Source organism: Brevundimonas vancanneytii (assembly GCF_901421975.1).
Taxonomy (GTDB): domain Bacteria; phylum Pseudomonadota; class Alphaproteobacteria; order Caulobacterales; family Caulobacteraceae; genus Brevundimonas; species Brevundimonas diminuta.
The window spans coordinates 2,809,949-2,833,459 of the sequence record NZ_LR588407.1; the positions used below are offsets into that span (position 1 = coordinate 2,809,949).

A 23,511-nucleotide genomic window follows, 5' to 3' on the forward strand; every position below is an offset into this window, starting at 1 on the left:
GGCTGGAAGTTGGCGGCATAGTCGGAGCGAGGTTGGCTGCGATCCTGACAGAGGCTTCAGCCAGATCGCGATGACATCGGCTGGAAGATCGCTCGAAAAACCCACCACGACCGTTCTCGAAAACAGGGGTGGAAATCGCTGTGTTTCACGGCCCGCAAACGCAGTGCTGGCGTAGTCGATATTTTGTGCCCGCTTCCATCTGTTTCCGAAGACGCAGGTTGTGCCCCTCGCAGAGCCATGTTCTGCTTCCGCCATGGGACGGCTCTCGACAAGCTGAAGCGCGGCGCACCCGCCTACGACGTAAAGGTCGAACGGGACGGCTTCACGCTGATCGGCAAGCCTGACCACATCGACGAGTTCAGCGACATCGTGCGCGAGGCGGCGGAACAGGCGGGCGAGGAGTTCGTGGTCTTCACCACGAGCGATGGCCACCAAGGCTACAGCCAGATGTTCGTCATGCCGCTGGACGCGGTTGATGCTCGCTGAGCGGAGTCACCTCGAAAACAACGGTTGGGGAACGCGGCCCTGTGATCGGCGTTCAGATCGCCATGCGTCTTCCGACCAGCTATAATCGACTGCGGGCTGCGCTGGCCCGAGAGCAGGCCAGCAAGACCTTCGTCGTCGAGCATCGTCAGCACTATCTACGACTCGCCTTTCAATACGACGCCATTGCCGCACTGGAAGCGGAAGCGACCGCGCCTGACGGTGCCCGCACGACGGCCTGCCGGGATCGTCGCCTCACTTCCCAACTGAGCCGTTTCTGAACCATCCGACGCCTCACGCCTTCCAAGAACATGGATCGGCTCAACACCCTTCTCGAAGGCTCCCCGGCGTATGGAGTGCTCGACGCCAAGGACGGCGTGGTGCTGTTCCGCCGATCCGGCTTCGAGCAGGAGTTCAACGAACTGGCCGCTGAAGCCGTGGAGGCGGCAGGGGAAGAGTTTGAGGTCATCCCATTGACCAGCGGTGACGACTGCGACCGGCTCTTCATCGCGCCGAGGGAAGAGCGGTCGTTCGCCCGATCTGATTGACGCTCTGCCGATCCATGAGACCCTTACGTTCTCCCAACTGCAATCGGAGAACACCCCTGACCAAGCGCGTCGCGATCTACGCCCGTGTGAGCACGGCCGATAAGAACCAGACCGTCGAGAACCAGCTTCGCGATCTGCTGGCCGTCGCCGAGCGTCAGGGCTGGACCGTCACCGCGACCTTCACCGACGAAGGCATCTCTGGCGTCAAGGGACGTGATCGGCGCCCCGGCTACGACGCGCTGCTCAAGGGCGTGGCGCGCAAGGACTTCGAGCAGATCATGGCGTGGAGCGTGGACCGCCTCGGGCGCAGCCTCCCCGACCTCGTGGCCTTCCTGAACGACATTCAGTCCAAGAATGTGGACCTCTACCTGCACCAGCAGGGCCTCGACACATCGACGCCTTCAGGCCGGGATGATGTTCCAGATGCTGGGCGTCTTCGCCGAGTTCGAGCGAGCCATGATCCGTGAGCGCATCCTCGCCGGGCTTCGTCGGACGACCAAGAAGTCCGGGCGGAAGCCCATGCCTGACGACCGTGTGGAAGCGATCAGGAGATCGTTGCAAGACGGTCAGGGCATCCGAGCCACCGCCCGGCTCCATCGGGCCTCGCCCATGACTGTGACCGCCATCAAACGCTCGATGCTCACGGTCGAGGAAGACCGTCTGGAGAGCGTGACGCACGTCTGAACCGGACGTAGCCAATCGACTACGGCTTGCTGACATCGTGCCCGCCCGGAGCCGACAGGATCGGTCGCACACGCCCGTTCGCCGGTGCCCGGACCGTTGACCGGAATCGCCTCGGTGACGATGGCTGGACGCTCCAGATCATGAGCGACAGATGACCGACGACATCAGCCAACCGAGCCATCTCTTCGGGTGCGCCATCTCTCCTTATCATGATGATATAAGGCGGGACGGCCGTAATATGCGCCGTTCGCTCTGGCTGCGCGACGCACGACCCACGCCCTCCATCGCCAAGTTAATATAAAATCAACGTTTCTGCGCCTTGGCCGGAACGACCGTCGCATTGTGGCCGTTTCTTGTCCGGAGGAACGCCCGAGATGGTGTGCGAGAGGGACGGAAGCCGGACCGCCGGAGGTGGTGGGTCGCGCCTGCCCGCAAGGGCATGGTGACGCGCGCGGTCAGCGTGCGCCGTTCCGTAACTGCGCCGGCCGATCTGGCCGCCCTGCGCAATCTCGCCTCCATCACCCGATTGAGCGATGAAGAACGCGCCCTGATCCGACGATTGTGCGTGTTTCAGGAAGCGGTGCCCGCGGGCCAGCCTTTCGATCCCGACGGCCGAGCCGCCTCGCCGCGCCTGATCCTGAGCGGATGGGCGTGCCGCCAACGTATCCTGGCCGACGGTCAGCGCCAGATCTTCGGCTTCCTGCTGCCCGGAGACTCCGTAGGGCTGAGCCTTGATCCGCGTCCGCTGGACGAGACGACCATCATCGCCCTGACGCGGGTCGAATATGTCGACGCCCTGATGCTGCGCGAGATCCTGGCGCTTCAAGACCCGCGCCACGATCGGCTGCGCCGCGCCCTGGCGACGTCGCGCCGATACGAGGAAACCTGCCTGCTGAACCATGTGGTGCGGCTGGGCCGGCAATCCGCCCAGGCGCGTCTGGCCCACCTGCTGCTGGAGTTGCGCGACCGGCTGCAGCGCGCCGGGCTGTGCACCAGCGACCGCCTGCATCTGCCGCTGACCCAGGAGACCCTGGCCGACGCCCTGGGGCTGAGCCTGGTCCATGTCAGCCGCACCCTGGGCCAGATGCGGCGCGGGCGGCTGATCGCCATGCAGAGCGGCTGGGTCACCCTTCTGGACGAGGCCCATCTGCGCGCCGCCAGCGACTATGGCGTCGACGACCACGCCCTTCACTGAAACCCGAACGAAAAGAGAGAGAGCGAGCGTCATGAGCCCCCACCGACAACCGTCTCGGCCCCGCCCGCCTCTTTCACAGCATCGACCGCCGCGCCGGACCGGGTCCGCGCTGCGGATGATCGGCGCCTCGGTCGCCATGGCGGCCCTGCTGGCCCCCGGCGCCGCCCTGGCCCAGGACGAAGAGCTGGCGGCGCGAGTCGCGCGGCTGGAAGCTCTGGTCATCGAGCAGCAACGCCGTATCGAGGCGCAGGAAGCCCTGTTGAACGAACGCGCCGCCATGGCGCCGCCGTCCGTCGATCCGCGCTGGCAGGTGCAGACCGACGCCTCGGGCCGAGCGGTCTTCGCAGATCGAACCCTGAACCAGTTGCGCGCCGGCCAGCAGGTCGCCAGCACCATCGCGCCCAACGGCCCGGCTCAACCAACCCTGCCCCCGAGCGAAGCCCCGCCGCCGCCCGCGCCCGAGGTGCGGCGCGAGCAGCTGGCCGCCATTCCCGAAGGCATCGCCGTGCTGAGCCAACCGGGAAAATTCACCCTGGACGTCTCGACCGAGTACACGCGCTCCAGCGCCAACCGCCTGGTGTTCCGAGGCATCGAGATCGTGCCCGGCGTGCAAATCGGGGTGATCGAGGCCAATGAGGCCGATCGCGACACCGGCGTCGTCACCCTGGCCGGGAAATACGGCATCGGGCCGCGCATGGAGGCGGAGCTGCGCGTGCCCTACGTCTGGCGCAACGACACCATCACCACCGTGCAGCAGCGCGACGAAGCGGTGACGCGGACCATTGACCTGAGCGGCGACGGCGTCGGCGACGTCGAAGCGGCCCTGCGCTATCAGATCAACGGCGGCGAGCGCGGACGCCCCATCTTCATCGCCGGCCTGAGGGTCAAGAGCGACACGGGCGAAGGGCCGTTCGACATCGATCGCGACGAGTTCGGCATCGCCACCCGCCTGGCCACAGGCTCGGGATTCTGGGGCGTCGAGCCCAGCATCAGCTTCCTGTACCCCAGCGATCCGGCGGTCATCTTCGGCAGCCTGAGCTACTTCGCCCACCTGCCGCGCGACATCAACAAGACCGAGGGCGAAATCCGCATCGGCGAGGTCGATCCCGGCGACGCCATCGGCCTGTCGATCGGTTTCGGCTTCTCGCTGAACCCGCGCTTCTCCTTCTCGCTGGGCTACAAGCACAACTACATTCGGCCGACGAAGAGCGAGTTGAACGACATCACCGAAAAGTCCGATGCGCTTCAGGTCGGCGCCCTGCAGTTCGGCATGTCCTACCTGCTGAACGATCGCTACAGCCTGAACGGCAATTTCGAGTTCGGCGTGACCGAGGATGCGCCCGACATGCGCTTCATCCTGCGCCTGCCCATCGTCTTCTAACATGAAGAAGGGGCCGCCCGACGGCGGCCCCCGAGAGACTCGAACGTTGCGGCCTAGAAGCCGCCCAGGCTCCTGAGTCCGGCCCAGTCGATGTCGCGGGCGATGTTCGATCCGTAGTTGTGCATCTGACTGTTGGTCTGGATCGTCGCCAGGTCAGGCAGGACCAGGTTCAGCTCCATGTCCTGGCGGATGTTGCGATTATCGGCGTTGTTGATGATCAGGTTCTGCAACTGGCTGGTCGTGATGTTGTGCAGGATCGCCGTCGCGCCCGAGCCGTCCACCACCGCCACCCCGCCGGTGTTGCTCAATCCGCGAAGGTCGATGCCGCCCGCCACCAGGCTGGCCATGGCGCCCGCCAGATCAGCCACGCCGGGGACGTTGTGCTGAACCTGCTGACTTACGGGTCCGGTCGGCGTCCAGGTCAGTTGCGTCTGAAGAGCCAGCTGATCGTTCACATAGGAACGGACCACCACGCCGAAACCGAAGGTGAAGCCTCCCGCCGACATGAAGCCGCCGCGCGCCTCGGACATGTCCGCGTCCGTCATGACCTGAGGCCCGCGCATGACCTCGCCCGGAGTAGCAACCGGCGATGGCGCCGCCGACGGCGGGGTCGCGAAGGACTCCAGAGAGGCGTCGCCGACAAGCTCGGCGGCGAAGGCGACGGATTCGGCCGAGACCGGCGCCGCCAGACTGACCGGCGCCAGGCAGGTCATGACGAGCAGAATGCTTGAACGCGCGCGTCTCATGGTCGTCACCTCAGATAGGGATCGAGGGAGAAACGCGTCGTCACTTGATACAGCGGCGGCAACTCCCGCGTCAGTTCCGCCAAGGACATGGGTTGAAGCGCCTGCCCCGGCCGCGACCGGTTCCAGATGCGCCACTCCTCGGCGTCGTTGAAGGTGTCCGCCGGCTGGCGGACGACGAAGGCGACTCCGTTCCACATGGCGGTGAACTGGTCGCGCGAATAGATCTTCAGGCCCAGGGCCGGATCGCCGACCAGGACATGGCCCGCGTCATCGCCCTTGAAGACCACGAAATGCTTGTAGCCGGCCGTGTCGATCATCACGATGGCCGGAGCGTTCATCTCGATCAGCTCGTCCAGGCTGAGCCGGAAGCCGTCGGCGGGATAGCCGCGCGCGTCGAGGTATCGCTTCATGTCCAGCAGGGAGAAGCCGACGCGGCGGATGGTCTCCTGATCCCCATCGGCGAACATGGCGCGGAACACCTGAGCCTCGCCGACATCGCGGCCGTAGTGATGGCGCAAAAGGGTGGCCAGAGCCGCCGAGCCGCAGCTGAAGTCGTACTGCTGGCGCACCACGGTGCGGAAGGGCAGGTCGCGATAGCTGACCACCTTCACCCGGCCCGCGGCGGGACCGTTGTTCAGCAGGATCTCGGCCTGGGCCGAAGTCGCAGACAGGGCCGACAAACCCGCCACGGCGGCCAGCCCCAGGTTGAGCAGAAGCCGGGCGGACGAGCGTGTCACGGGTTCGGGGCCGTCGTCACGATATTGATCGTGATCGCGCCTTGCAGGTTGTTGTTGTTGCCGCTGTTCATGACGAAGTTGCCGATGCCGTTGAAACCGGAAAAGGCGTTGGCGTCGATGCGCATGCCGCCCGTCGTCACCGTGTTGGCGTTGACGCTGTTGCCGCTGTTGGTCGCCTGCAGCAGTTGATCGCTGGCGATGATCACCGACGACGCGCCTTGACGGCCGTGCAGAGCATCCAGTTCGTCCACCGCCAGAGAACGCGGACCGCTCACAGCCGCAGTCGCAGCGTCAACGGGAGCCGGGGCGATGATGATGAAAGGCGGAGGGGGCGTCGGCGGAGAGGCCGAATTCGGATCGGCCGCCCCCAGCAACGCCAGGGTCGACAGAATGCTGAGCATGGTTCCCTCCCAGGAAAAAGGAGTTCGGCGGCCGGAGAACCGGCCGCCGAAACGAAGGCTTAGTTGCCGCCGCCGTTGCCGAAGGTGACGTTGGCGTTGGCGCTGATCGCCGTGGCCGCCTGACCAACCGAAGCCAGGCCGGTGTTGTTGCTCACCGTCTGGATGCCCGCGAAGCCTGCGAAGGCGCCGCCGCTCTGGTTGATGTCGCCGGTGCGAATCCGGCCGTTCTGCCGACCGTCATTGTCTTCCGACATGTCGAAGCTCAGGTTGCTGACGTTGGCGCTGAGCTCCTGCATGTTCAGGGACACACGGATGTCGCCGATATTGGTGGAGTTGTCGTTACCCGAGTCATTCACCGAATTGTCGTTGAAGGAGTCAGAGACCCCCAACTCCAGGTTGGTGTTGGTCGAGTTGTCGGTATTGGTCGAGTTGTCCGTATTGAACGAATCGTCGACGCCCAGCTCCAGATTGGTGTTGGTGGAGTTGTCCGAATTATCGTTCAACGAATCCGAAATGCCCACATCCAGGTCCGTGGAGTTGTCGGTGTTGAACGAGTCATCGACGTCCACGTCCACATCAGTATCGGTGCTGTTGCCGCCGCTGTTGTAGGAGTCAGTCGCCGTGGTGTTGCCGCCGACCGCACCGTTCGGACCGCTCGAGGACTGAGCCTGAGCCATGCCCGCAAAAGCCAGAGCCCCAGCCAGGACCGCAGCAGACGTCATTAGTTTGGCACGCATTTCCTTGCCTCCAATCAAAGGTGATTAAGGAGGCTCCTCCACCTCCGAAGGCCGAAATCGTCGAATGACACGGGTCGTTCCCCTTAAGAGAACCCCTGATTTTCCTCGAGAATTCGTACACTCCGGCCATCTTGCGGGAGAAGATTTGATCAAATGGAGTGGAGCCCTGCGGCCAGGACGCTCGACATCCCGTCATTTGATCAAAAGACCACCCAGAATAAAGTTGGCGAAGTCGTGACTTTTTTAAGGCAGGCGCGCCGGTAGCGGTTCGAGTCTCCGCTCAACGGCTCCCGTGGCGCAATCGCTCCGGCCGTGCTACGCGCGCCGAACCATGACGACGCCCCCTATCGAACGCATCCGCAACTTTTCGGTGGTCGCCCACATCGACCACGGCAAGTCGACCCTGTCCGATCGCCTGATCCAGTTCACAGGCGGCCTGACCGCGCGCGAAATGTCGGAACAGGTTCTTGATAATATGGACATCGAGAAGGAGCGCGGCATCACCATCAAGGCGCAGACCGTGCGCCTGAACTACAAGGCCAAGGACGGCGAGACTTACGTCCTGAACCTGATGGACACGCCGGGGCACGTCGACTTCGCCTATGAGGTGTCGCGTTCGCTGGCCGCGTGCGAAGGCTCGATCCTGGTGGTGGACGCCTCGCAGGGCGTCGAGGCCCAGACCCTGGCCAACGTCTATCAGGCGATCGACAACAACCACGAGATCGTCCCGGTCCTCAACAAGATCGACCTGCCCGCCGCCGAGCCGGACCGGGTGCGGGCCCAGATCGAGGACGTCATCGGCATCGACGCCTCCGACGCCGTCATGTGCTCGGCCAAGTCGGGCATCGGCATCGAGGACGTGCTGGAGGCCATCGTCGCGCGTCTGCCGGCGCCCAAGGGCGACATCAACGCCCCGCTGAAGGCCATGCTGGTCGACGCCTGGTACGACCCCTACCTGGGCGTGGTGCTGCTGGTGCGCGTGTTCGACGGCGTGCTGAAGGCCGGCATGCGGGTGAAGATGATGCAGACCGGCTCGTCGCACCTGGTCGACCGCGTCGGCGTCTTCCTGCCCAAGAACACCCCGGTCGAGCAGCTCGGCCCCGGCGAGGTCGGCTTCATCACCGCCCAGATCAAGGAAGTCGCCCACGCCGCCGTCGGCGACACCATCACCGACGAGAAGAAGCCCACGGCCGAAGCGCTGAAGGGCTTCAAGGACGTGCAGTCGGTGGTCTTCTGCGGCTTGTTCCCGGTCGACGCCGCCGACTTTGAAGACCTGCGCGCCGCCATCGGCAAGCTGCGCCTCAACGACGCCAGCTTCACCTATGAGATGGAATCCTCAGCCGCCCTCGGCTTCGGCTTCCGCTGCGGCTTCCTGGGCTTGCTGCACCTGGAGATCATTCAGGAGCGGCTGAGCCGCGAGTTCAACCTGGACCTGATCGCGACGGCCCCCTCGGTCGTCTACAAGATCGGCCTGCGCGACGGGACCGAGATCGACCTGCACAACCCGGCCGACCTGCCGGACGTCATGCAGATCGAGACCATCAGCGAGCCCTGGATCAAGGCCACCATCCTGACCCCTGACGAATACCTCGGCGGCGTGATCAAGCTGTGCCAGGACCGTCGCGGCAGCCAAATCGAGCTCTCCTACGTCGGCAGCCGCGCCCTGGTCGTCTATGAGCTGCCGCTGAACGAGGTCGTCTTCGACTTCTACGACCGCCTGAAGTCGATCTCGAAGGGCTACGCCTCGTTCGACTATGAGATCACCGACTACAAGGTCGGCGACCTGGTGAAGATGTCGATCCTGGTCAACGCCGAGCCGGTCGACGCCCTGTCCATGCTGGTCCACCGCGCCCGCGCCGAGACGCGCGGCCGCGGCATGGTGGAGAAGATGAAGGAGCTGATCCCGCCCCACATGTTCACCATCCCGATCCAAGCGGCCATCGGCGGCAAGATCATCGCCCGCGAAACCGTCCGCGCCCTGCGCAAGGACGTGACCAGCAAGTGCTACGGCGGCGACGCCACCCGCAAGAAGAAGCTGCTGGAGAAGCAGAAGGCCGGCAAGAAGCGCATGCGTCAGTTCGGCAAGGTGGAGATCCCGCAGGAAGCCTTCATCGCCGCCCTGAAGATGGACGAGGATTGATCCTCGTACGAGGAAAATGAAATCATGAAGGGCGGAAGGCGGTGCTTTCCGCCCTTTGTTCTTTTGCCCTCAAAACCCCGCCCGCCACGTCTCCGCGGTTAGCGTCACCGCCGCTTCGAGCGGGGGCTTGAGCTGGAACAGGCCCGGCGCGACGGCGAGATCGTGGAGGCGGTAGAGGCGCCAGGCGTCGGGGCATTCGGTTGAGACCTCGCGCTCGGTGCGGGTCAGGAAGAAGTCGGTGGCGGGGCCGCCGCGCGTGGCCTTGACCTCGATCAGGCGCTCGCGGCCCGCCGGATCGAAGCTCTTGATATCGTAGCCGGCGCCGTCGCCGCGCTCCTGGGACGTCCATTCGATCTTGCGGGCCAGATCGGGGCGGTCATGGGCGATCAGGAAAGCGCGCTCGTGGTGGAAGACGTGACGCTCGCCCCACTGGCCGAGGACGCGGTTGCGGTGATCGCGGGCGGCGGGGTCGTATTTGCGGACGATGCGGGCGAGCCCCTCGGGCCGGGGCTTGCGCGCCGGGCCGAGGGGCGGCGGGGCGGTGATGGGGAGGATGACGGGCGGCGGCGCGTCCGGCTGGCTCCATGGCGAGGCGAAGGGTTGATCGGGTTCGTGGACGGAAGGCTGGCGTGGCGTCGCCCCCTCCACCACTTCGTGGTCCCCCTCCCCATGGAATGGGGAGGAAAATGACAGGCCGAGGCTCCAGGCGTCGGGATGGGCGTCGAGGTAGCGTTCGACAGCCGGAAAGAGCGCGTTCTGGATGTTGTCCATGCGCCTGTAGCCGCGGATGGTCGGCAGGCCGAGATCGGCCAGGACCGAGGACAGGTTCATGTGCTTGAACTCGACCGAGCGGTGCGAACGGCCCGTGCGCGCCATCAGGTCGCGGGCGTGATGCGCCTTGACGTAAGGGCGCCCCGCAAGCTCGGCCGCCAGCATGGTGAAATAGGTCGCGACGATGGCGTCCAGTTCGTCCGCCTGCCAGTCGGTTCCTACCTTAGATTGGTCGATCATCGCCCCTCCGCCTACCGGAGGTTAGCTTTGCCGTGGAGTCTTGGCCAGGACGCATGGGACAGGCGGGGCCGAGGCGATCACCTCGTCCTCCCACCCGGTCGCTGGCGCGACCACCCTCCCCATAAAGGGGAGGGTGAGGCGTTAAGGTCAGCGTAAGGGCGTGTGGGTTTTCAGAGGCTTGGGGGCGGATCGGCGCACCCAGCCCGCCTGGGTCGGCGCCGGTCCTATCCTTGCGCGCATGGAGGAGACCCTGGACGCCAAGCCCGCGCACTATCGCCTGTCGCGGGCGACGTGGGAGATCATTCTGGAGGCCTATCGCAACGGGGCGACCGTGCCGGAGCTGAGCGAGCGGTGGCGGGTGTCCCAGCACGCCCTGCGCAAACGGATCACCGTCCATGGCGCGACCAAGCGCGACTGGGGCGATGCGCGGGCGCGCGAACAGGCCGAGGCGCGCGAGCGGATGCAGGCTGAGCGGGCGGCGGCCGAGGCGGTTCGCGCCGAAGCCCTGTTCGCGCCGTCCGAAGGGGAGGCGGATGAGACGGCGGAGGTTCTGGCCGAGACGGCGATGCGGGCCTCGGCGCGGGCCATGCGGGGACGGATGTGGGACGAGGCCAGGGCCCTGGCCCAACTGGCCGAGGCCTATGGCCGGATGGCGCAAAGGAGCGAGCGGGCGCGGGGACGCGGCGAGGTGACGCTGGACGACATTCCGCTGGAGCTGGTCAAGGCGCTGGCGCTGAACCAGGATCAGTGCGCCTCCAGCCGTCTGGCGATCTGGGACGAGGCCGACCCGCATCCGGCCCAAGCAGGAGTATTGGGCGGTCAACGCCGCCCAGCGCGAGGCGGGCATGGAAGAATGGCTGGCCCTGATGCGAGAGCGCAAGACGCTGCGGGATCGGGTGCGCGAACTGGAGGCGGCGGCGGGCCTGGCTCCTCGCTCCGATCAAGCGCAGGCCGGACGCGCCGAAGATGAAGAATTATCCATATAACAATGTGTCGCGTTGCGGCGGCGGCGCGCGTGGTTAAGGTCCGCCCCAACATGATCTTTTGGGGACTGAAATCATCATGCGCCTTGCCGCTTCTTCCGTTGCGCTCGCCGCCCTGCTGGCCGTGAGCACGCCCGTTCTCGCCGCGCCTGCGGCCGCCGCCTCCGCTGCGACGACGACCCAGGCCGAGCCGCTGCGCGGCGCGCCGGTGTCGGAGTTGATCGCCCGCGTCGACATTCCGTGGAAGCGTTTCCAGCTCGACAACGGCCTGACCGTCCTGGTGCACGAGGACCGCAAGGCGCCCGTCGTGGCGGTGTCGGTCTGGTACAATGTGGGATCGAAGGACGAGCCCAAGGGCTCGACCGGCTTTGCGCACCTGTTCGAGCACCTGATGTTCGGCGGGTCGGAGAACTCGCCCTCCAGCCACATCCAGACGATGAACGCCGCGGGCGCGACCAGCCTGAACGGCACGACCTGGTTCGACCGCACCAACTATTTCCAGACGGTGCCGACCCCGGCGCTGGACTACACCCTGTATCTGGAATCCGACCGCATGGGCTATCTGCTGGGGCAGGTCAGCCAGGAGGTGTTGGATCTGCAGCGCGGCGTCGTTCAGAACGAGAAGCGTCAGGGCGACAACCAGCCCTACGGCATGACCTATTACGCCACGCTGGAAGCCCTGTTCCCCGAGGGGCACCCCTATCGCCACTCGACCATCGGTTCGATGGCCGACCTGGACTCGGCCAGCATGGAGACGGTGCGCGACTGGTTCCGTGAGAACTACGGCCCGAACAACGCCGTCCTGGTCCTGTCGGGCGACATCGACGAGGCCAAGGCCCGCGAGCTGACTGAGAAGTATTTCGGCGCCATCGCGCGCGGCCCGGTCAACACCCCGGCGGCGGCCCCCGTGCCGACCCTGGCGGCGCCGGTCGAACAGGTGCTGCACGACCGCGTGGCCCAGACCCGCATCAGCCGCACCTGGGCCGTGCCGGGCCTGGGCGATCCGGACTCCGTGCCGCTGAGCGTCGGCGCCTCGGTGCTGGGCGGCCTGGCCAGCTCGCGCCTGGACAATGTGCTGGTGCGCGACGAACAGACGGCCTCCAGCGTCTCGGCCTCGAACCAGACCTTCCAGCGTCTCGGCATGTTCAGCTATTCCGCCATGGTCAAGCCGGGCGCGGACGCCGACGCCGTGGCCCAGCGCATGGACGCCGTGCTGGCCGACCTGATCGCCAACGGCCCGACCCAGGACGAGATCAACCGCGTGGTGACGCGCTACGCCTCGCAGCGCATCCAGGGGCTGGAGACCGCCAACGGCAAGGCTTCGGTCCTGGCCGAGGGGCAGCTCTATTCAAACGATCCGGACTTCTACAAGAAGGAGCTGGCGGCCTACGCCGCCGTGACCCCGGCCCAGGTCCAGGCGGCGATGCAGAAATGGCTGAGCCGCCCCGTCTACAGCCAGATCGTCATGCCGGGCGAGCGCGAGGCCTACGCCGAGGCCGCCGCCGCCCCGTCGGGCGCGACCCCGACGCCGGCCGAGCCGATCCAGCGCGTGGCTCGCGACCCCGCCCCGGCCATCGGCCAGGTGTCCAACGTCGACTTCCCGGCGGTGGAGCGCGCCGCCCTGTCGAACGGCATCGAGATCGTCTACGCCCGCTCGACCACCGTGCCGGTGACGCGCGTGGCGCTGGAGTTCGACGCCGGGGTCGCGGCCGACCGCGCCGACCGGCTGGGCGCCCACACCCTGATGCTGAGCGTCATGCAGGAAGGCACGACGACGCGCGACTCCAAGGCCCTGGCCGAGGCGCAGGAACGTCTGGGCGCCAACGTTTCGGTCGGCTCGTCGATGGACCGCACCATCGCCAGCCTGTCGGCGGTGACGACCAATCTGCAGCCGTCGCTGGCCCTGCTGTCGGACGTGGTGCGCAACCCGGCCTTCGCTCCGGCCGAGATCGAGCGTCTGCGCGCCACGCGCCTGGCCGCCCTGGCCAATGAGAAGACCCAGCCCGCCGCCATCGCCGGCCGCGCCCTGCCGCCGCTGATCTATGGCGAGAGCCACCCCTACGGCCGTTCGTTCGGCGGCACGGGCGACGAGGCGGTGATCCGCGGCCTGTCGCGCGACGACCTGGCGGCCGAGCACGCCCGCTGGATCCGTCCGGACAACGCACAGCTGTTTGTGGTGTCGGACCTGCCGCTGACCGAACTGAAGCCGCAGCTGGAAGCCGCCTTCGGCGACTGGCGCGCCCCGGCGACGGCCAAGGGCGCCAAGGCCTTCGACGCCGCCCTGCCGCAGACCTCGGCGCGGGTGGTGCTGATCGACCGGCCGCAGTCGCCGCAGTCGCTGATCTACGGCGGCCAGGTGCTGCCGGTGTCGGGAACGGACGACATCCTGACCCTGACCACGGCCAATACGGTGCTGGGCACGGACTTCCTGTCGCGCATCAACGCCGACCTGCGCGAGACCAAGGGCTGGTCCTACGGCGTGCGCGGCACGATCAGCCAGTTGGAGAACCGCGCGCCCTATATCGTCAACGCCCCGGTCCAGGCCGACCGCACGGGCGAGTCGATCGCCGCCCTGGTCAGCCAGTACGACCGTTTCCTGGGGGCCGAGGGCGTAACGGCGCAAGAGCGCGAGCGCACCGTCCTGGGCCGCACGCGCGCCCTGTCGGGCAGCTATGAGACCTCGTATCAGGTGCTGGGCGCCCTGCAGTCCAACGCCCTCTACGGCCGCCCGGACGACTATCCCGAGACTCTGGCGGGCCGTATCAACGCCCTGACGGCGCAGGAGATGGACGCCGCCGCCCGCGCCGCCATTCAGCCCTCGCGCTTCGTCTGGGTGGTGGTCGGCGACGCCTCGGTCGTCAAGCCGCAACTGGACGCCCTGGGCCTGCCGGTCGAGGTGCGCGCCGCCGAGGCGTCGAAGCCGGCCCAGTAAGCCGCTTCGATCCGTCTGAAACGACGACGGCCGGCGGGGCGACCCGCCGGCCGTTTTCTTTGCAGTTGATTCCGGGCGCGGCCGGGGCGAGCCTTCCCGCCTCTCCTCCCCTCGCCGGAGCCTACATGCCGACCGACGCCTTCAACCCCGCCGCCCGCGCCCCGCGCCTGGCCGTGCTGATCGACGGCGAGAACGCCTCGGCCCGCATCGCCGAGGCGCTGTTCACCGAGATCGCGACCCTGGGCGAGGCCTCGGCGCGGCGCATCTACGGCGATGCGGCCAGTCCGGCCTTGCGGGGATGGATCGACGTCCTGCCGCGCTGGGCGATCCAGTGGCAGCAGAATTTCCAGAACACCAAGGGCAAGAATTCAGGCGACATCGCCCTGGTCATCGACGCCATGGACCTGTTGCATTCGGGTCGGTTCGACGGCTTCTGCCTGGTGTCGTCGGACAGCGATTTCACCCGGCTGGCGGCGCGCATCCGCGAACAGGGCGTCCCGGTCTACGGTTTCGGCGAGCGCAAGACGCCCGAAAGCTTCCGCCAGGCCTGCACCCGCTTCATCTACACCGAGAACCTGACTGGACGCGCCGCCGCCGAGGCGGGCGCGGACGCGTCGCCCCCGGCCGAGCGCAACCCCGCCGAGGCCGTGCCCCTGATCGCCGCCGCCATCGCCGACATGGACGAGGACGGCGACGGCTGGGTCAATATCGGCGGCGTCGCCAACCGGCTGCGCAACACCTATTCCGACTTCGACCAGCGCACCTACGGCCACGCCAAACTGTCCGAACTGGTCCGCGCCACCGGCCGCTTCGACGTCGAGGTCGGCCCCGGCGGCGTCATGCGGGTGCGGTTGAAACCCCGCTAGGCTCAAGCGAAGCCGTTGAGCGAACAATGTTGCAACATCGGTCGATTGCCCGCATGGTGACCGTCTGACATCCCCCATTGGGAGGCTTCCGCCATGCTGATCTCGACCCTCGCCCTCCTGGTTCTGAGCGGTGCGCCGATGCAGGACGACAGCGCCGCCGAGGCCGATCTGCGCTCGCCTATCGCTTCGACTTCGCCCAGCCGCACCATCTCCGCCCGGCCGCCGTCGGTGACGAACGGCCCGACGCGGACGGTTTGCAGTTGGGAGCGCGCCATGGGCAGCACCATCCAGCAGCGCGTCTGTCGCAAGGTGCCGCTGAACAGCAGCCAACGCGAACGCATGTCGACGGATATGATGCGAGACATGCAAGGTTCGCGCTGGGGCGAACGGCCCGCCGCTCGTTCGCCCGGCGGTCGACCTGTGGGCTGACCCGCACGCCCTGCCAGATCGGACGGACGCGCCTCTAGGGGCCGTCGCGACGGAATCGCCGACCTAGGACGCCTCGTCCCCTTTCCCCCGTCGCAGTATGGTCTATGTGTGGCGGATGGCCGCCGCAGAGACCCCCGTAGAGACGTTCAAACGCGCCCTGTCGCACGCCGCGCGGGCGCTGGCCGAACAGGCCGAGCTGGAGGTGCGTTTCGGCTCGGACGGGCCGCGTCTGTCGAACGGCGTCCTGTCCCTGCCCCACCCGCCGCGCGATCCGGCCGCGCCTGAAAGCGCCGCCCTGCGCGGCCAGGCCGACCGGCTGGCCCTGCGCCTAGCCAATCATGATCCGGCGCTGGATGCGCGGCTGCGCCCGGTCGACATGAACGCCGCCGAGGTGTTCGACGCCGTCGAACAGGCCCGCGTCGAGGCCGTCGGCGCGCGCGAGCTGAAGGGCGTGCGGCGCAACCTCGAGTCCGCCCTGATCACCCGGCTGGAGAAGTCGGGCGCCCTGCGCGCCGAGGCGGCCCAGGTGCCGGTGGCCGAGGCGGCCGCCCTTCTGCTGCGCGAGCGGATGACGGGCGAACCGGCGCCGGACGGAGCCAAGGCCATGCTGGACCGGGTCCGCGCCGACCTTGAGGCCAAGGCGGGCGCCGAGCTGGACGCCCTGGCGGCCCTGGGCGACGACCAGGCGGCCTTCGGCGCGCGGATGAAGGATCTGCTGCGCGCGCTGGATCTCGATCCCGGCGACGCCGACGGCGGCGACTCGCCCGAGGAGGACGGCGAGGACGACGCCGACAAGCCCGATCAGGACCAGGCGGATCAGGACGAGCAGGAAGAACAGGACGGCGGCGAGGGCGGCGACTCCCTGGACGGCACGGCCGACGACCAGTCCGCCGAGGACGAGCGCCAGGCCCGTCCCGACGGCACGCCGGGCGAGCCCGACGGCGAGGGCCAGGAAGACGCCCCCGAACTGAGCGAAGGCGACCGCCCCAACCATCAGCAGACCCAGGACGACGGCCGGGCGGTCGAGGTCTATCGCGCCTTCACCACCGCCTATGACGAGGTCATCGACGCCGCCGAGCTGTGCGACCCGATGGAGTTGGACCGGCTGCGCGCCCTGCTGGACGCTCAGCTGTCGACGCTGGGCAGCGTGGTCTCGCGCCTCGCCAACAAACTGCAGCGGCGTCTGCTGGCCCAGCAGAACCGCTCGTGGATGTTCGACCTTGAGGAAGGGATGCTGGACACGGCGCGCCTGACCCGCGTCATCACCGACCCGACCAGCCCCCTGTCGTTCAAAATGGAGAGCGAAAGCCCGTTCCGCGACACGGTCGTGACCCTGCTGATCGACAACTCCGGCTCGATGCGCGGGCGGCCGATCATGGTGGCGGCGGTGTGCGCCGACATCCTGGCGCGGACGCTGGAGCGGTGCGGGGTCAAGGTCGAAATCCTGGGCTTCACCACCCGCGCCTGGAAGGGCGGACAGTCGCGCGAGGCGTGGATCAGCGCCGGGAAGCCCGCCAACCCGGGCCGCCTGAACGACCTGCGCCACATCATCTACAAGGGCGCTGACGCGCCGTGGCGCCGGGCCAAGAAGAATCTGGGCCTGATGATGCGCGAGGGCCTGCTGAAGGAGAACATCGACGGCGAGGCGCTGGAATGGGCGCACGACCGCCTGCTGGCCCGGCCCGAGGCGCGGCAGATCCTGATGGTGATCTCGGACGGCTCGCCGGTCGATGATTCCACCCAGTCGGCCAACGCGGCCCTCTATCTGGATAAGCACCTGCGGCAGGTGATCGAGAAGATCGAGACGCGCAGCCCGGTCGAGCTGCTAGCCATCGGCATCGGCCACGATGTGACCCGCTGGTATCGCCGCGCCCTGACCATCGTCGACGTCGAACAACTGGCGGGCGCCATGACCGAAAAGCTGGCCGAACTGTTCGAGGCCGAGCCGAAGACCGTCAGCAGCAAGGGCGGACGGGCTCCGCACAAGCGCGCGGCGTGAATCGCCGCCTCTATGTCGCCGCCCTGATCTCCCTCGCCCTGGCCGCCTGCGCCGGGGCCGCGGTCACGTCACGCCCCTGGACGCCCGAGGCGACGGCCGACGGCTGGGCGCCCGCGGGCGGGTCGACCCGGCAGGTCGGCCTGGGCTGGCCCGGCGGCGCCCGCCTGGCCACGGGCGTGCGCTATGCGGGCGGAGTGCAGTTGATCGCGGCGCCCGTCTCCAGCCTGCACGGACTGTCCGATCTCAAGCTGACGGGCGACGGCGGTTTCGTCGCCGTGTCGGATTCCGGCGATCTGGTGCGCGGGCGGCTTGAGCTGGATGCGGACGGCAAGCTGTCGGGGCTGCACGATCTGCGGGTGCGGCGGCTGACGACGGCCGAGGGCGAGCCGATCGCCGACAAGGCTGCGGGCGACGCCGAGGGGCTGGCTCTGGGCGAAGACGGCGAGGTTCTGGTCAGCTTCGAGCGCGAACATCGCATCTGGAGCTACGGCCCGCTGGACGCGCTCAGCGCCCGGCCGCAGGCGCGGCCGCATCCGGCGGTCGACTTCCCGCTGAACGAAGGCCTGGAGGCGCTGGCGACCGCGCCCGGCGGCTGGCGCGTCGGCGGCGAAGGCGGCGGGGTCTGGGACTGCTCGCTGGAGGGTTGCCGCCCCGTGGTCGAGCCGACGGCGCCCGCTGACAGTTGGCGGCTGACCGGTCTGGAGCGCGATCCCCGCGGCGACGGCTGGTTCGCGGTGCAGCGGTCGTGGCGTCCGCCCTTCGACGTGCGCGCGCGGGTGCGCCGCATGGACGCCGACGGGACGTTGGGACCGGTGCTGGTCGAGCTGAAGCTGCCGGGGCTGACGGATAATTTCGAAGGGATCGCCGCCGAGCGCCGCGCGGAAGGAACGCGCCTCTACATCCTGTCCGACGACAACGCCAATCCGGCGCAGAAGACCCTGATGCTGGCGTTTGACGTCAAGTGACCCTTCTCCCTCAAGGGGAGAAGGGTTTCAGATACGTTCGCTGATCTTGATGGCGGCCTTGCAGCCGACCTTGATGACGCTGCTGAGCAGGCGGTAGGCGGGGGCCTCGCGGCTGCCGTGCTCGATGGCGTGGTCGTGGTGGGCCAGTTCCTCTTCGCGGAACTTGGTCAGTTCGGCGGCCAGTTCGGGATCGCGGTCGCGGATTTCCTCGATCTGGTCGGCGTAGTGTTTCTCGATGACGCTCTCGACCGCCTCGGTGCAGGCATGGGCGGCCTTTTCCGAGATCAGGGCCGTCCCGGCGCCCAGGGCCGTCGCCGCCAGCTTCCACAGCGGGATCATGGCCGTGGGGCGCACCCGGTTCTCGTTCAGCAAAGCCTCGAACCGGGCCAGGTGGACGGCCTCGTGCCCCTCCATCTCGGTCAGGTCGGCGGCGATGCCGTCCTTGCCCTTGCGGCCTTCCAGCACGGCGCGCTGGGCGCGGTAGATGTGGACGGCGGCGAACTCGCCCGCGTGGTCGACGCGCAGCATCTCGGCCAGGCGCGCCTTGTCCTGCCCCACCCCGGGGCGGGCCAGGGGAATGCGACGGGCGGCGGAGACGGCTTCGGCTGATTGGGTCATGACGCCTCTATCCTAGCTCCTCGGCGCGCGGGCGTCCTTGGGACGTTTCGCCGCCAGCAGGCTGAAGACAGCCAGCGTCAGGGAGATCACAAAGTTCCAGCCCGCCATCGACAGACCCGCGAAGCTCCACGGAATGTCGCCGCAGGAAACGAAGCCCGCGCTTCCGCCCGTGCCGTCGATCAGGGCCGTCAGGGCCGACAGGTCGATGGTGGTGCTCGGCGCGGCCATGCAGGTGGCCGGCAGGGCCCACCACTTCAGTTCGCCCCCGGCGTGATAGCCCGCCGTGATCGCCCCGGTCAGGAAGATCGCCGCCAGCAGGAAGGAGGCGATGCGCGGCGTGCCCCGACTGGCCCGACTGAACAGAGCCCAGAAGGTGGCGGCCCCGGCGATGGCGACGGCGGCCCAATAGACCTCGCGCTGCTTCAGGCACAGGCTGCACGGCGGCATTGCGCCGAACCGCTCGAACGCATGGGCCGCGCCCAGCATGGCCAGCGACGCCCCAAGAGCGAAGGCCGTCCACCAGCGGGTCAGCAATTTGTAGATCGCGCTCATCTGCGCCTCACAGGAACCAGGCGCCACTCATAAACTGAGCGGAGAGCGGCGTCGATCAGTGACCGATCAGCTTGACCATAAAGAAGGCGCCGACCAGCAGGACCAGGAACAGGACGGTGAACAGGGCCAGCCGCTTTTCGACGATCGCCAGCATCGGCGGCCCCCAGCGCTTGAGCACGAAGGCCACCAGGAAGAAGCGGGCGCCGCGCGTCACGACGCACAGGGCGATGAACAGCGCCAGATTGAACTGGAAGATGCCCGAGGCGATGGTGATCAGCTTGAAGGGGATCGGCGTCAGCCCCTTGATCAGGATCACCCAGGCGCCGTGCTGCTGGAACAGGGCCTTGGACGCCTCGAAGGTGTCGGCCTTGCCCAGCAGGGCCAGCATCCACATGCCGACCGGCTCCAGCCAGTAGCCGATGGCGTAGCCCAGGATTCCGCCCAGCACCGAGGCGATGGTGCAGACCGTGGCGTAGAAATAGGCGCGTTCCGGCTTGGCCAGCACCATGGGCGCCAGCATGACGTCCGGCGGAATCGGGAAGAAGGAGCTTTCGGCGAAGGAAACGACGGCCAACGAGCGCGTGGCGTGACGGTGGCGGGCCAGAGAGAAGACCCAGTCGTAGAGCTTGCGAAGCATTCAGGCGTCCCGATCGAGGCCCCCGCCTCTCGTCCCCCGCCCGATAGCAGGCCAGGCGAAACGGCGCGAGAGGCGAACGATCGCCTGCGACACCGGAACGTGTGCCGTTTCAGTCCACAGCCGCCTTGCGCCCGATACCGCCCCGCCAGTAGGTTCCGCCCCAATCAGCGGCCGCGCCATGCAGGCTTGAGCCGCGTCAAACCATAAGAGAGAGGAGACGCGTCATGCAGGACGCCGCCAAACTCGACCAGGAAAACCCCCTCGGCGTCGACGGCTTCGAGTTCGTCGAATTCACCGGCCCCGAGCCCGAAGCGATGATTTCGCGCCTGGAGCTGATGGGCTTCACCCCCACCCATGTGAACCCGGCCAACGGCGTGGTGCGCCTGAAGCAGGGCGACATCACCATGCTGGTCCACCGCACGCCCGCCGGGCAGGCGGCGGACTTCGCCAAGGACCACGGCCCCTCGGCCAACGGCATGGCCTTCCGCGTCGCCGACGCCAAGGCCGCCTATGAGGGCGCGCTGGCGCGCGGCGCCCGCAAGGCCGAAGGCACGGGCGGCGGCGCCCTGGCCGGCGACTACCCCTATGTGCTGCAGGGCATCGGCGGCAGCCTGCTCTACGTCATCGACCAGTACGGCGAGAACGGCTCGCTGTATGACGCCTGGGACGAGATCGAGGGCTGGGAAGAGGCCGAGCGCAAGAACTCCATGGGCCTCGAAATCCTGGACCACCTGACCCACAACGTCCGTCGCGGCGAGATGCGCACCTGGTCGGGTTTCTACAGCTCGGTGTTCAACTTCGAAGAGCAGAAGTATTTCGACATCAAGGGCAAGGCGACGGGCCTGTTCTCCCAGGCCATGATCGCGCCCGACCGCGCCATCCGCATCCCGCTAAACGAAAGCCAGGACGAGAATTCCCAGATCGAGGAATTCATCCGCCGCTACAACGGCGAAGGCATCCAGCACATCGCCCTGACGACCGAGAACATCTTCGAGACGGTCGAGGCCATGCGCGAACGCGGCGTCGACTTCCAGGACACCATCGAGACCTATTTCGAGCTGATCGACAAACGCCTGCCGGGCCACGGCGAGGACGTGGAGCGGATGCGCAAGAACCGCATCCTGATCGACGGTTCGGACGAGGAAGGCCTGCTGCTGCAGATCTTCACCCAGGACACCTTCGGCCCGATCTTCTTCGAGATCATCCAGCGCAAGGGCAATGAAGGCTTCGGCAACGGCAACTTCCAGGCCCTGTTCGACTCGATCGAGCTGGACCAGATCCGTCGCGGCGTCATCAAGGTCGACGCCTGAATGCGGTTTCGGCCTCCGCACTGGCTGCCCTGGCTCGGTCCGCTTCTAGCGGCTGGGGCTGGGGCCCTGGCGGGCGAGTACTGGCTGGGGGGCGGCTTCTGGATGGTCCTGGCCGCCGCCCTGGTCTGCGGCTTCGCCCCCATCCTGGCCCACCGCCTGTGGCGACGCCTGCATCATAAACGCTAGACTAAGGCGGAGGGGCCTGGGCGATTGACGCCGCCTCTCCGGCTCGTCTGCCATCGCGGCCGATCCGCCTCCCTCGCGAAGGGAGAAAAAGAATGAATGGGGAGCTTGAAATGAAATCCATCGCCTTGGCCGCCGCAGCGGCCGCCGCCTTGCTGGCCTGCCCGGCCGTCGCTCAGGATGCGCCGCAATGGTCGCTCGCCATCCACGGCGGCGCGGGCGTGATTGAGCGCGCCCAGCTGAGCCCCGAACGCGACGCCGCCTATCGCGCAGGCTTGCAAGCCGCGCTGGACGCCGGATCGGCCGTGCTGGCGCGCGGCGGCTCGTCGCTGGACGCCGTTCAGGCCGCCATCGAGGTGATGGAGGAGAACCCCCTGTTCAACGCCGGGCGCGGCGCCGTCTTCACCTCGGCCGGGAAGAATGAACTGGACGCCGCCGTCATGGACGGAACGGACCTGAACGCCGGGGCCGTCGCGGGCCTGACCCGCACCCGTCACCCGATCGCCGCCGCCCGCGCGGTGATGGAGAAGTCGCCCCACGTCATGCTGATCGGCGAAGGCGCCGAGACCTTCGCCCGCTCGGCCGGGCTGGAGGAGGTGGCGCCGTCCTTCTTCTTCACCGAAAGCCGCTGGCAGGCCCTGCTGAAGGCGCTGCGCGATCGGGGCGAGCCCCTGCCGCCGCGCCCGGAAGGCGCCCCGGCCGAACCGACCCGCCTGGGCCCGGCCGCGCCGCTGGCCTTCAACCTGCATGAAGCCCCGCTGGACGAGCGCAAGTTCGGCACCGTCGGCGCCGTGGCCGTGGACAGCCAGGGCCGCCTGGCCGCCGGCACCTCGACCGGCGGCACCACGGCCAAACGCTGGGGCCGGGTCGGCGACGTGCCGATCATCGGCGCCGGCACCTACGCCTCCAACGCCGACGGCTGCGCCGTCTCGGCCACCGGCACGGGCGAGTATTTCATCCGCGCCACCGTCGCGCGCGACATCTGCCGTCGCACCGCCGAGGGCGCCGGCGTGCAGCAGGCCGCCGACGCGGAAATCGCCGAGGTCGGAAGCATCGGCGGCGACGGCGGCGTCATCGTCATGGGCAAGGACGGCGTGCACGCCTTCTCGATGAACACCTCGGGCATGTATCGCGGCGCCGTCTCATCGACCTCGCCCGCGCGCGTCGCCATCTACGGCGACGAAGCAGGCGCGCGTTGAGACCTAAAGGCGACCATTCCGGCGTCGTCGTGCCGCCGCCGGTGATCTATTTCGCCTTCCTGCTGGGCGGGTGGGGGCTGGGCCAATGGCTGGCCGAGCCCTCGCTGGGCCTGGCGACCGAGGTCCGGCGCGGCGTCGCCCTGGCCTTGATCCTGGGCGGCCTGCTGCTGGATGGAGCGGCGGCGGGCCATTTCCGCCGTCTGGGCACCCCGCCCGAGCCGTGGAAGCCGACGACGGTCCTGGCCACGGGCGGCCTCTACCGCTTCAGCCGCAACCCCATCTATCTGGGGTTCGCCGTCACCTATCTGGGGCTGGCGATCGCCATGGACAGCCCGATCGCCCTGGGCCTGCTGATCCCCTGCCTGATCGTGATCGACCGCTTCGTCATCGCCCGCGAGGAACGCTATCTGTCTGCTCGTTTCGGCGCCGAATACGACGCCTATCGCCAGAAGGTCCGTCGATGGCTGTGAGCCCTGAACCTCCCGCGCCCCATGCCGACGAACTGTCGGAAATGGCCATTGAAGAGCTGGACGCCGCCTGCGGTCTGCGCTGGGTCGAGCTGAAGGCCGTCACGCCCTGGGGCGACACCTATGAGGGCATGGCCCCGTCCGGCCGCACGGTCGAGATCGAGCGCCGCTACCTGTGGGCGCACGAACCCGCGGGCGCCGTCATCGTCGAGGTCGAGGTCCGCGACCCGGCCCAGCAGACCGGCGCCGAAGCCCGCGCCGTCATCTCGCCCCCGAACAGTTGATCGAACGGCGTCCGCCCCCCTCAT

Annotated in this window: 27 protein-coding genes; 19 read left to right on the top strand and 8 right to left on the bottom strand. The window is 67.8% G+C overall.

Translation table 11 applies throughout. The features are described 5' to 3' along the window. The first annotated feature begins 237 nt into the window (after window positions 1-237). The 7 genes from FGL25_RS13910 (at window position 238) to FGL25_RS13935 (ending at window position 4,291) form a co-directional block, all read left to right on the top strand. Window positions 238-486 carry a hypothetical protein gene (locus FGL25_RS13910; protein WP_138142029.1) on the top strand — a complete coding sequence of 83 codons (249 nt, stop codon included), beginning with the start codon at window positions 238-240 and terminating at the stop codon, window positions 484-486. Window positions 487-527: 41 nt separating this feature from the next. Further along, the gene (locus FGL25_RS13915) at window positions 528-764 is read left to right on the top strand and encodes a hypothetical protein (protein WP_252970197.1); all 237 of its coding nucleotides are present in this window, start codon (window positions 528-530) and stop codon (window positions 762-764) included. A 75-nt stretch (window positions 765-839) separates the two neighbouring features. Further along, the gene (locus FGL25_RS13920; protein ID WP_252970198.1) at window positions 840-1,031 is read left to right on the top strand and encodes a hypothetical protein; all 192 of its coding nucleotides are present in this window, start codon (window positions 840-842) and stop codon (window positions 1,029-1,031) included. A gap of 86 nt (window positions 1,032-1,117) precedes the next feature. Continuing rightward, window positions 1,118-1,498 carry a recombinase family protein gene (locus FGL25_RS13925; RefSeq protein WP_252970199.1) on the top strand — a complete coding sequence of 127 codons (381 nt, stop codon included), beginning with the start codon at window positions 1,118-1,120 and terminating at the stop codon, window positions 1,496-1,498. Beyond that, window positions 1,455-1,715 carry a recombinase family protein gene (locus tag FGL25_RS17035; protein WP_197733854.1) on the top strand — a complete coding sequence of 87 codons (261 nt, stop codon included), beginning with the start codon at window positions 1,455-1,457 and terminating at the stop codon, window positions 1,713-1,715. Before FGL25_RS13925 ends, FGL25_RS17035 begins: the two co-directional genes overlap by 44 nt. A 379-nt stretch (window positions 1,716-2,094) precedes the next feature. Next, the gene (locus FGL25_RS13930; protein ID WP_167493357.1) at window positions 2,095-2,910 is read left to right on the top strand and encodes a Crp/Fnr family transcriptional regulator; all 816 of its coding nucleotides are present in this window, start codon (window positions 2,095-2,097) and stop codon (window positions 2,908-2,910) included. 115 nt (window positions 2,911-3,025) lie between these two features. After that, on the top strand, window positions 3,026-4,291 hold the full coding sequence (locus tag FGL25_RS13935; RefSeq protein WP_138142031.1) for a transporter: 1,266 nt from the start codon (window positions 3,026-3,028) through the stop codon (window positions 4,289-4,291). 53 nt (window positions 4,292-4,344) lie between these two features. On the opposite strand, the gene FGL25_RS13940 is transcribed toward FGL25_RS13935, so the two are convergent. Genes FGL25_RS13940 through FGL25_RS13955 form a run of 4 tightly spaced genes read right to left on the bottom strand, consistent with a single transcriptional unit; the run spans window position 4,345 to window position 6,912 of the window. Continuing rightward, the gene (locus tag FGL25_RS13940) at window positions 4,345-5,037 is read right to left on the bottom strand and encodes a hypothetical protein (protein ID WP_138142032.1); all 693 of its coding nucleotides are present in this window, start codon (window positions 5,035-5,037) and stop codon (window positions 4,345-4,347) included. 5 nt (window positions 5,038-5,042) lie between these two features. After that, window positions 5,043-5,774 (bottom strand): C39 family peptidase, encoded by a 732-nt coding sequence (locus FGL25_RS13945; RefSeq protein WP_197733855.1) that lies wholly within the window; start codon window positions 5,772-5,774, stop codon window positions 5,043-5,045. Next, complete coding sequence (locus tag FGL25_RS13950) at window positions 5,771-6,175, bottom strand: hypothetical protein (protein WP_138142033.1); 405 nt, start codon at window positions 6,173-6,175, stop codon at window positions 5,771-5,773. Before FGL25_RS13950 ends, FGL25_RS13945 begins: the two co-directional genes overlap by 4 nt. Before the next feature lie 59 nt (window positions 6,176-6,234). After that, entirely contained in the window at window positions 6,235-6,912 is a 678-nt protein-coding gene (locus FGL25_RS13955) for a hypothetical protein (protein ID WP_138142034.1), read from the bottom strand. 331 nt (window positions 6,913-7,243) lie between these two features. Between FGL25_RS13955 and lepA the strand changes: the two genes are divergently transcribed. Then, window positions 7,244-9,052 (top strand): translation elongation factor 4, encoded by a 1,809-nt coding sequence (gene lepA / locus FGL25_RS13960; protein WP_128719419.1) that lies wholly within the window; start codon window positions 7,244-7,246, stop codon window positions 9,050-9,052. 69 nt (window positions 9,053-9,121) lie between these two features. On the opposite strand, the gene FGL25_RS13965 is transcribed toward lepA, so the two are convergent. Next, window positions 9,122-10,063 carry a DUF3883 domain-containing protein gene (locus tag FGL25_RS13965; RefSeq protein ID WP_138142035.1) on the bottom strand — a complete coding sequence of 314 codons (942 nt, stop codon included), beginning with the start codon at window positions 10,061-10,063 and terminating at the stop codon, window positions 9,122-9,124. A 160-nt stretch (window positions 10,064-10,223) separates the two neighbouring features. Here FGL25_RS13965 and FGL25_RS13970 point away from each other — a divergent pair, with 160 nt between their 5' ends. The 6 genes from FGL25_RS13970 to FGL25_RS13995 all read left to right on the top strand — a co-directional run bounded on the left by FGL25_RS13970 (window position 10,224) and on the right by FGL25_RS13995 (window position 18,237). Further along, complete coding sequence (locus tag FGL25_RS13970; protein ID WP_138142036.1) at window positions 10,224-11,033, top strand: hypothetical protein; 810 nt, start codon at window positions 10,224-10,226, stop codon at window positions 11,031-11,033. A 92-nt stretch (window positions 11,034-11,125) separates the two neighbouring features. Next, a complete protein-coding gene (locus FGL25_RS13975; protein ID WP_138142037.1) occupies window positions 11,126-13,978 on the top strand; it encodes a M16 family metallopeptidase in 2,853 nt (950 codons plus the stop codon). A 125-nt stretch (window positions 13,979-14,103) separates the two neighbouring features. After that, a complete protein-coding gene (locus tag FGL25_RS13980) occupies window positions 14,104-14,844 on the top strand; it encodes an NYN domain-containing protein (protein ID WP_046654480.1) in 741 nt (246 codons plus the stop codon). A gap of 93 nt (window positions 14,845-14,937) precedes the next feature. Beyond that, window positions 14,938-15,273: a hypothetical protein gene (locus FGL25_RS13985; protein ID WP_046654479.1), complete on the top strand. Its 336-nt coding sequence runs from the start codon at window positions 14,938-14,940 to the stop codon at window positions 15,271-15,273. Window positions 15,274-15,388: 115 nt separating this feature from the next. Continuing rightward, complete coding sequence (cobT, locus tag FGL25_RS13990) at window positions 15,389-17,272, top strand: cobaltochelatase subunit CobT (protein WP_138142038.1); 1,884 nt, start codon at window positions 15,389-15,391, stop codon at window positions 17,270-17,272. Further along, window positions 17,269-18,237: an esterase-like activity of phytase family protein gene (locus tag FGL25_RS13995; RefSeq protein ID WP_138142039.1), complete on the top strand. Its 969-nt coding sequence runs from the start codon at window positions 17,269-17,271 to the stop codon at window positions 18,235-18,237. Before cobT ends, FGL25_RS13995 begins: the two co-directional genes overlap by 4 nt. Before the next feature lie 27 nt (window positions 18,238-18,264). Here FGL25_RS13995 and FGL25_RS14000 read toward each other — a convergent pair whose 3' ends face one another. From FGL25_RS14000 to FGL25_RS14010, 3 genes are read right to left on the bottom strand one after another with little or no spacing between them, the layout of a single operon-like run. Further along, window positions 18,265-18,855, bottom strand: coding sequence for a demethoxyubiquinone hydroxylase family protein (locus FGL25_RS14000; RefSeq protein ID WP_138142040.1), 591 nt, complete (start codon window positions 18,853-18,855; stop codon window positions 18,265-18,267). 12 nt (window positions 18,856-18,867) lie between these two features. Then, window positions 18,868-19,407, bottom strand: a complete 540-nt coding sequence (locus FGL25_RS14005; protein ID WP_138142041.1) for a disulfide bond formation protein B — start codon at window positions 19,405-19,407, stop codon at window positions 18,868-18,870. Window positions 19,408-19,462: 55 nt separating this feature from the next. Continuing rightward, window positions 19,463-20,044, bottom strand: coding sequence for a YqaA family protein (locus FGL25_RS14010; protein ID WP_128115592.1), 582 nt, complete (start codon window positions 20,042-20,044; stop codon window positions 19,463-19,465). Window positions 20,045-20,268: 224 nt separating this feature from the next. Here FGL25_RS14010 and hppD point away from each other — a divergent pair, with 224 nt between their 5' ends. The 5 genes from hppD to FGL25_RS14035 all read left to right on the top strand — a co-directional run bounded on the left by hppD (window position 20,269) and on the right by FGL25_RS14035 (window position 23,487). Then, window positions 20,269-21,354 carry a 4-hydroxyphenylpyruvate dioxygenase gene (hppD, locus tag FGL25_RS14015; RefSeq protein ID WP_076224555.1) on the top strand — a complete coding sequence of 362 codons (1,086 nt, stop codon included), beginning with the start codon at window positions 20,269-20,271 and terminating at the stop codon, window positions 21,352-21,354. Next, window positions 21,355-21,540 carry a hypothetical protein gene (locus FGL25_RS14020; protein WP_003164030.1) on the top strand — a complete coding sequence of 62 codons (186 nt, stop codon included), beginning with the start codon at window positions 21,355-21,357 and terminating at the stop codon, window positions 21,538-21,540. Between the two features lie 110 nt (window positions 21,541-21,650). Then, the gene (locus tag FGL25_RS14025; protein WP_138142042.1) at window positions 21,651-22,736 is read left to right on the top strand and encodes an isoaspartyl peptidase/L-asparaginase family protein; all 1,086 of its coding nucleotides are present in this window, start codon (window positions 21,651-21,653) and stop codon (window positions 22,734-22,736) included. Continuing rightward, window positions 22,733-23,206: a methyltransferase family protein gene (locus FGL25_RS14030; RefSeq protein ID WP_040344607.1), complete on the top strand. Its 474-nt coding sequence runs from the start codon at window positions 22,733-22,735 to the stop codon at window positions 23,204-23,206. Before FGL25_RS14025 ends, FGL25_RS14030 begins: the two co-directional genes overlap by 4 nt. Next, window positions 23,197-23,487, top strand: a complete 291-nt coding sequence (locus FGL25_RS14035) for a hypothetical protein (protein WP_052748106.1) — start codon at window positions 23,197-23,199, stop codon at window positions 23,485-23,487. Before FGL25_RS14030 ends, FGL25_RS14035 begins: the two co-directional genes overlap by 10 nt. Window positions 23,488-23,511 lie beyond the last annotated feature (24 nt).

Excerpts from the sequence above, each read along its gene's own strand:
- FGL25_RS14035 (WP_052748106.1), top strand. The coding sequence starts at position 23,197 with ATGGCTGTGAGCCCTGAACCTCCCGCGCCCCATGCCGACGAACTGTCG.
- cobT (WP_138142038.1), top strand. The coding sequence starts at position 15,389 with ATGGCCGCCGCAGAGACCCCCGTAGAGACGTTCAAACGCGCCCTGTCG.
- lepA (WP_128719419.1), top strand. The coding sequence starts at position 7,244 with ATGACGACGCCCCCTATCGAACGCATCCGCAACTTTTCGGTGGTCGCC.
- hppD (WP_076224555.1), top strand. The coding sequence starts at position 20,269 with ATGCAGGACGCCGCCAAACTCGACCAGGAAAACCCCCTCGGCGTCGAC.
- FGL25_RS13965 (WP_138142035.1), bottom strand. The coding sequence starts at position 10,063 with ATGATCGACCAATCTAAGGTAGGAACCGACTGGCAGGCGGACGAACTG.
- FGL25_RS14010 (WP_128115592.1), bottom strand. The coding sequence starts at position 20,044 with ATGCTTCGCAAGCTCTACGACTGGGTCTTCTCTCTGGCCCGCCACCGT.
- FGL25_RS13985 (WP_046654479.1), top strand. The coding sequence starts at position 14,938 with ATGCTGATCTCGACCCTCGCCCTCCTGGTTCTGAGCGGTGCGCCGATG.
- FGL25_RS13980 (WP_046654480.1), top strand. The coding sequence starts at position 14,104 with ATGCCGACCGACGCCTTCAACCCCGCCGCCCGCGCCCCGCGCCTGGCC.
- FGL25_RS14025 (WP_138142042.1), top strand. The coding sequence starts at position 21,651 with ATGAAATCCATCGCCTTGGCCGCCGCAGCGGCCGCCGCCTTGCTGGCC.
- FGL25_RS17035 (WP_197733854.1), top strand. The coding sequence starts at position 1,455 with ATGCTGGGCGTCTTCGCCGAGTTCGAGCGAGCCATGATCCGTGAGCGC.
- FGL25_RS14005 (WP_138142041.1), bottom strand. The coding sequence starts at position 19,407 with ATGAGCGCGATCTACAAATTGCTGACCCGCTGGTGGACGGCCTTCGCT.
- FGL25_RS13950 (WP_138142033.1), bottom strand. The coding sequence starts at position 6,175 with ATGCTCAGCATTCTGTCGACCCTGGCGTTGCTGGGGGCGGCCGATCCG.
- FGL25_RS14000 (WP_138142040.1), bottom strand. The coding sequence starts at position 18,855 with ATGACCCAATCAGCCGAAGCCGTCTCCGCCGCCCGTCGCATTCCCCTG.
- FGL25_RS13935 (WP_138142031.1), top strand. The coding sequence starts at position 3,026 with ATGATCGGCGCCTCGGTCGCCATGGCGGCCCTGCTGGCCCCCGGCGCC.
- FGL25_RS14020 (WP_003164030.1), top strand. The coding sequence starts at position 21,355 with ATGCGGTTTCGGCCTCCGCACTGGCTGCCCTGGCTCGGTCCGCTTCTA.
- FGL25_RS13910 (WP_138142029.1), top strand. The coding sequence starts at position 238 with ATGTTCTGCTTCCGCCATGGGACGGCTCTCGACAAGCTGAAGCGCGGC.
- FGL25_RS13975 (WP_138142037.1), top strand. The coding sequence starts at position 11,126 with ATGCGCCTTGCCGCTTCTTCCGTTGCGCTCGCCGCCCTGCTGGCCGTG.
- FGL25_RS13940 (WP_138142032.1), bottom strand. The coding sequence starts at position 5,037 with ATGAGACGCGCGCGTTCAAGCATTCTGCTCGTCATGACCTGCCTGGCG.
- FGL25_RS13955 (WP_138142034.1), bottom strand. The coding sequence starts at position 6,912 with ATGCGTGCCAAACTAATGACGTCTGCTGCGGTCCTGGCTGGGGCTCTG.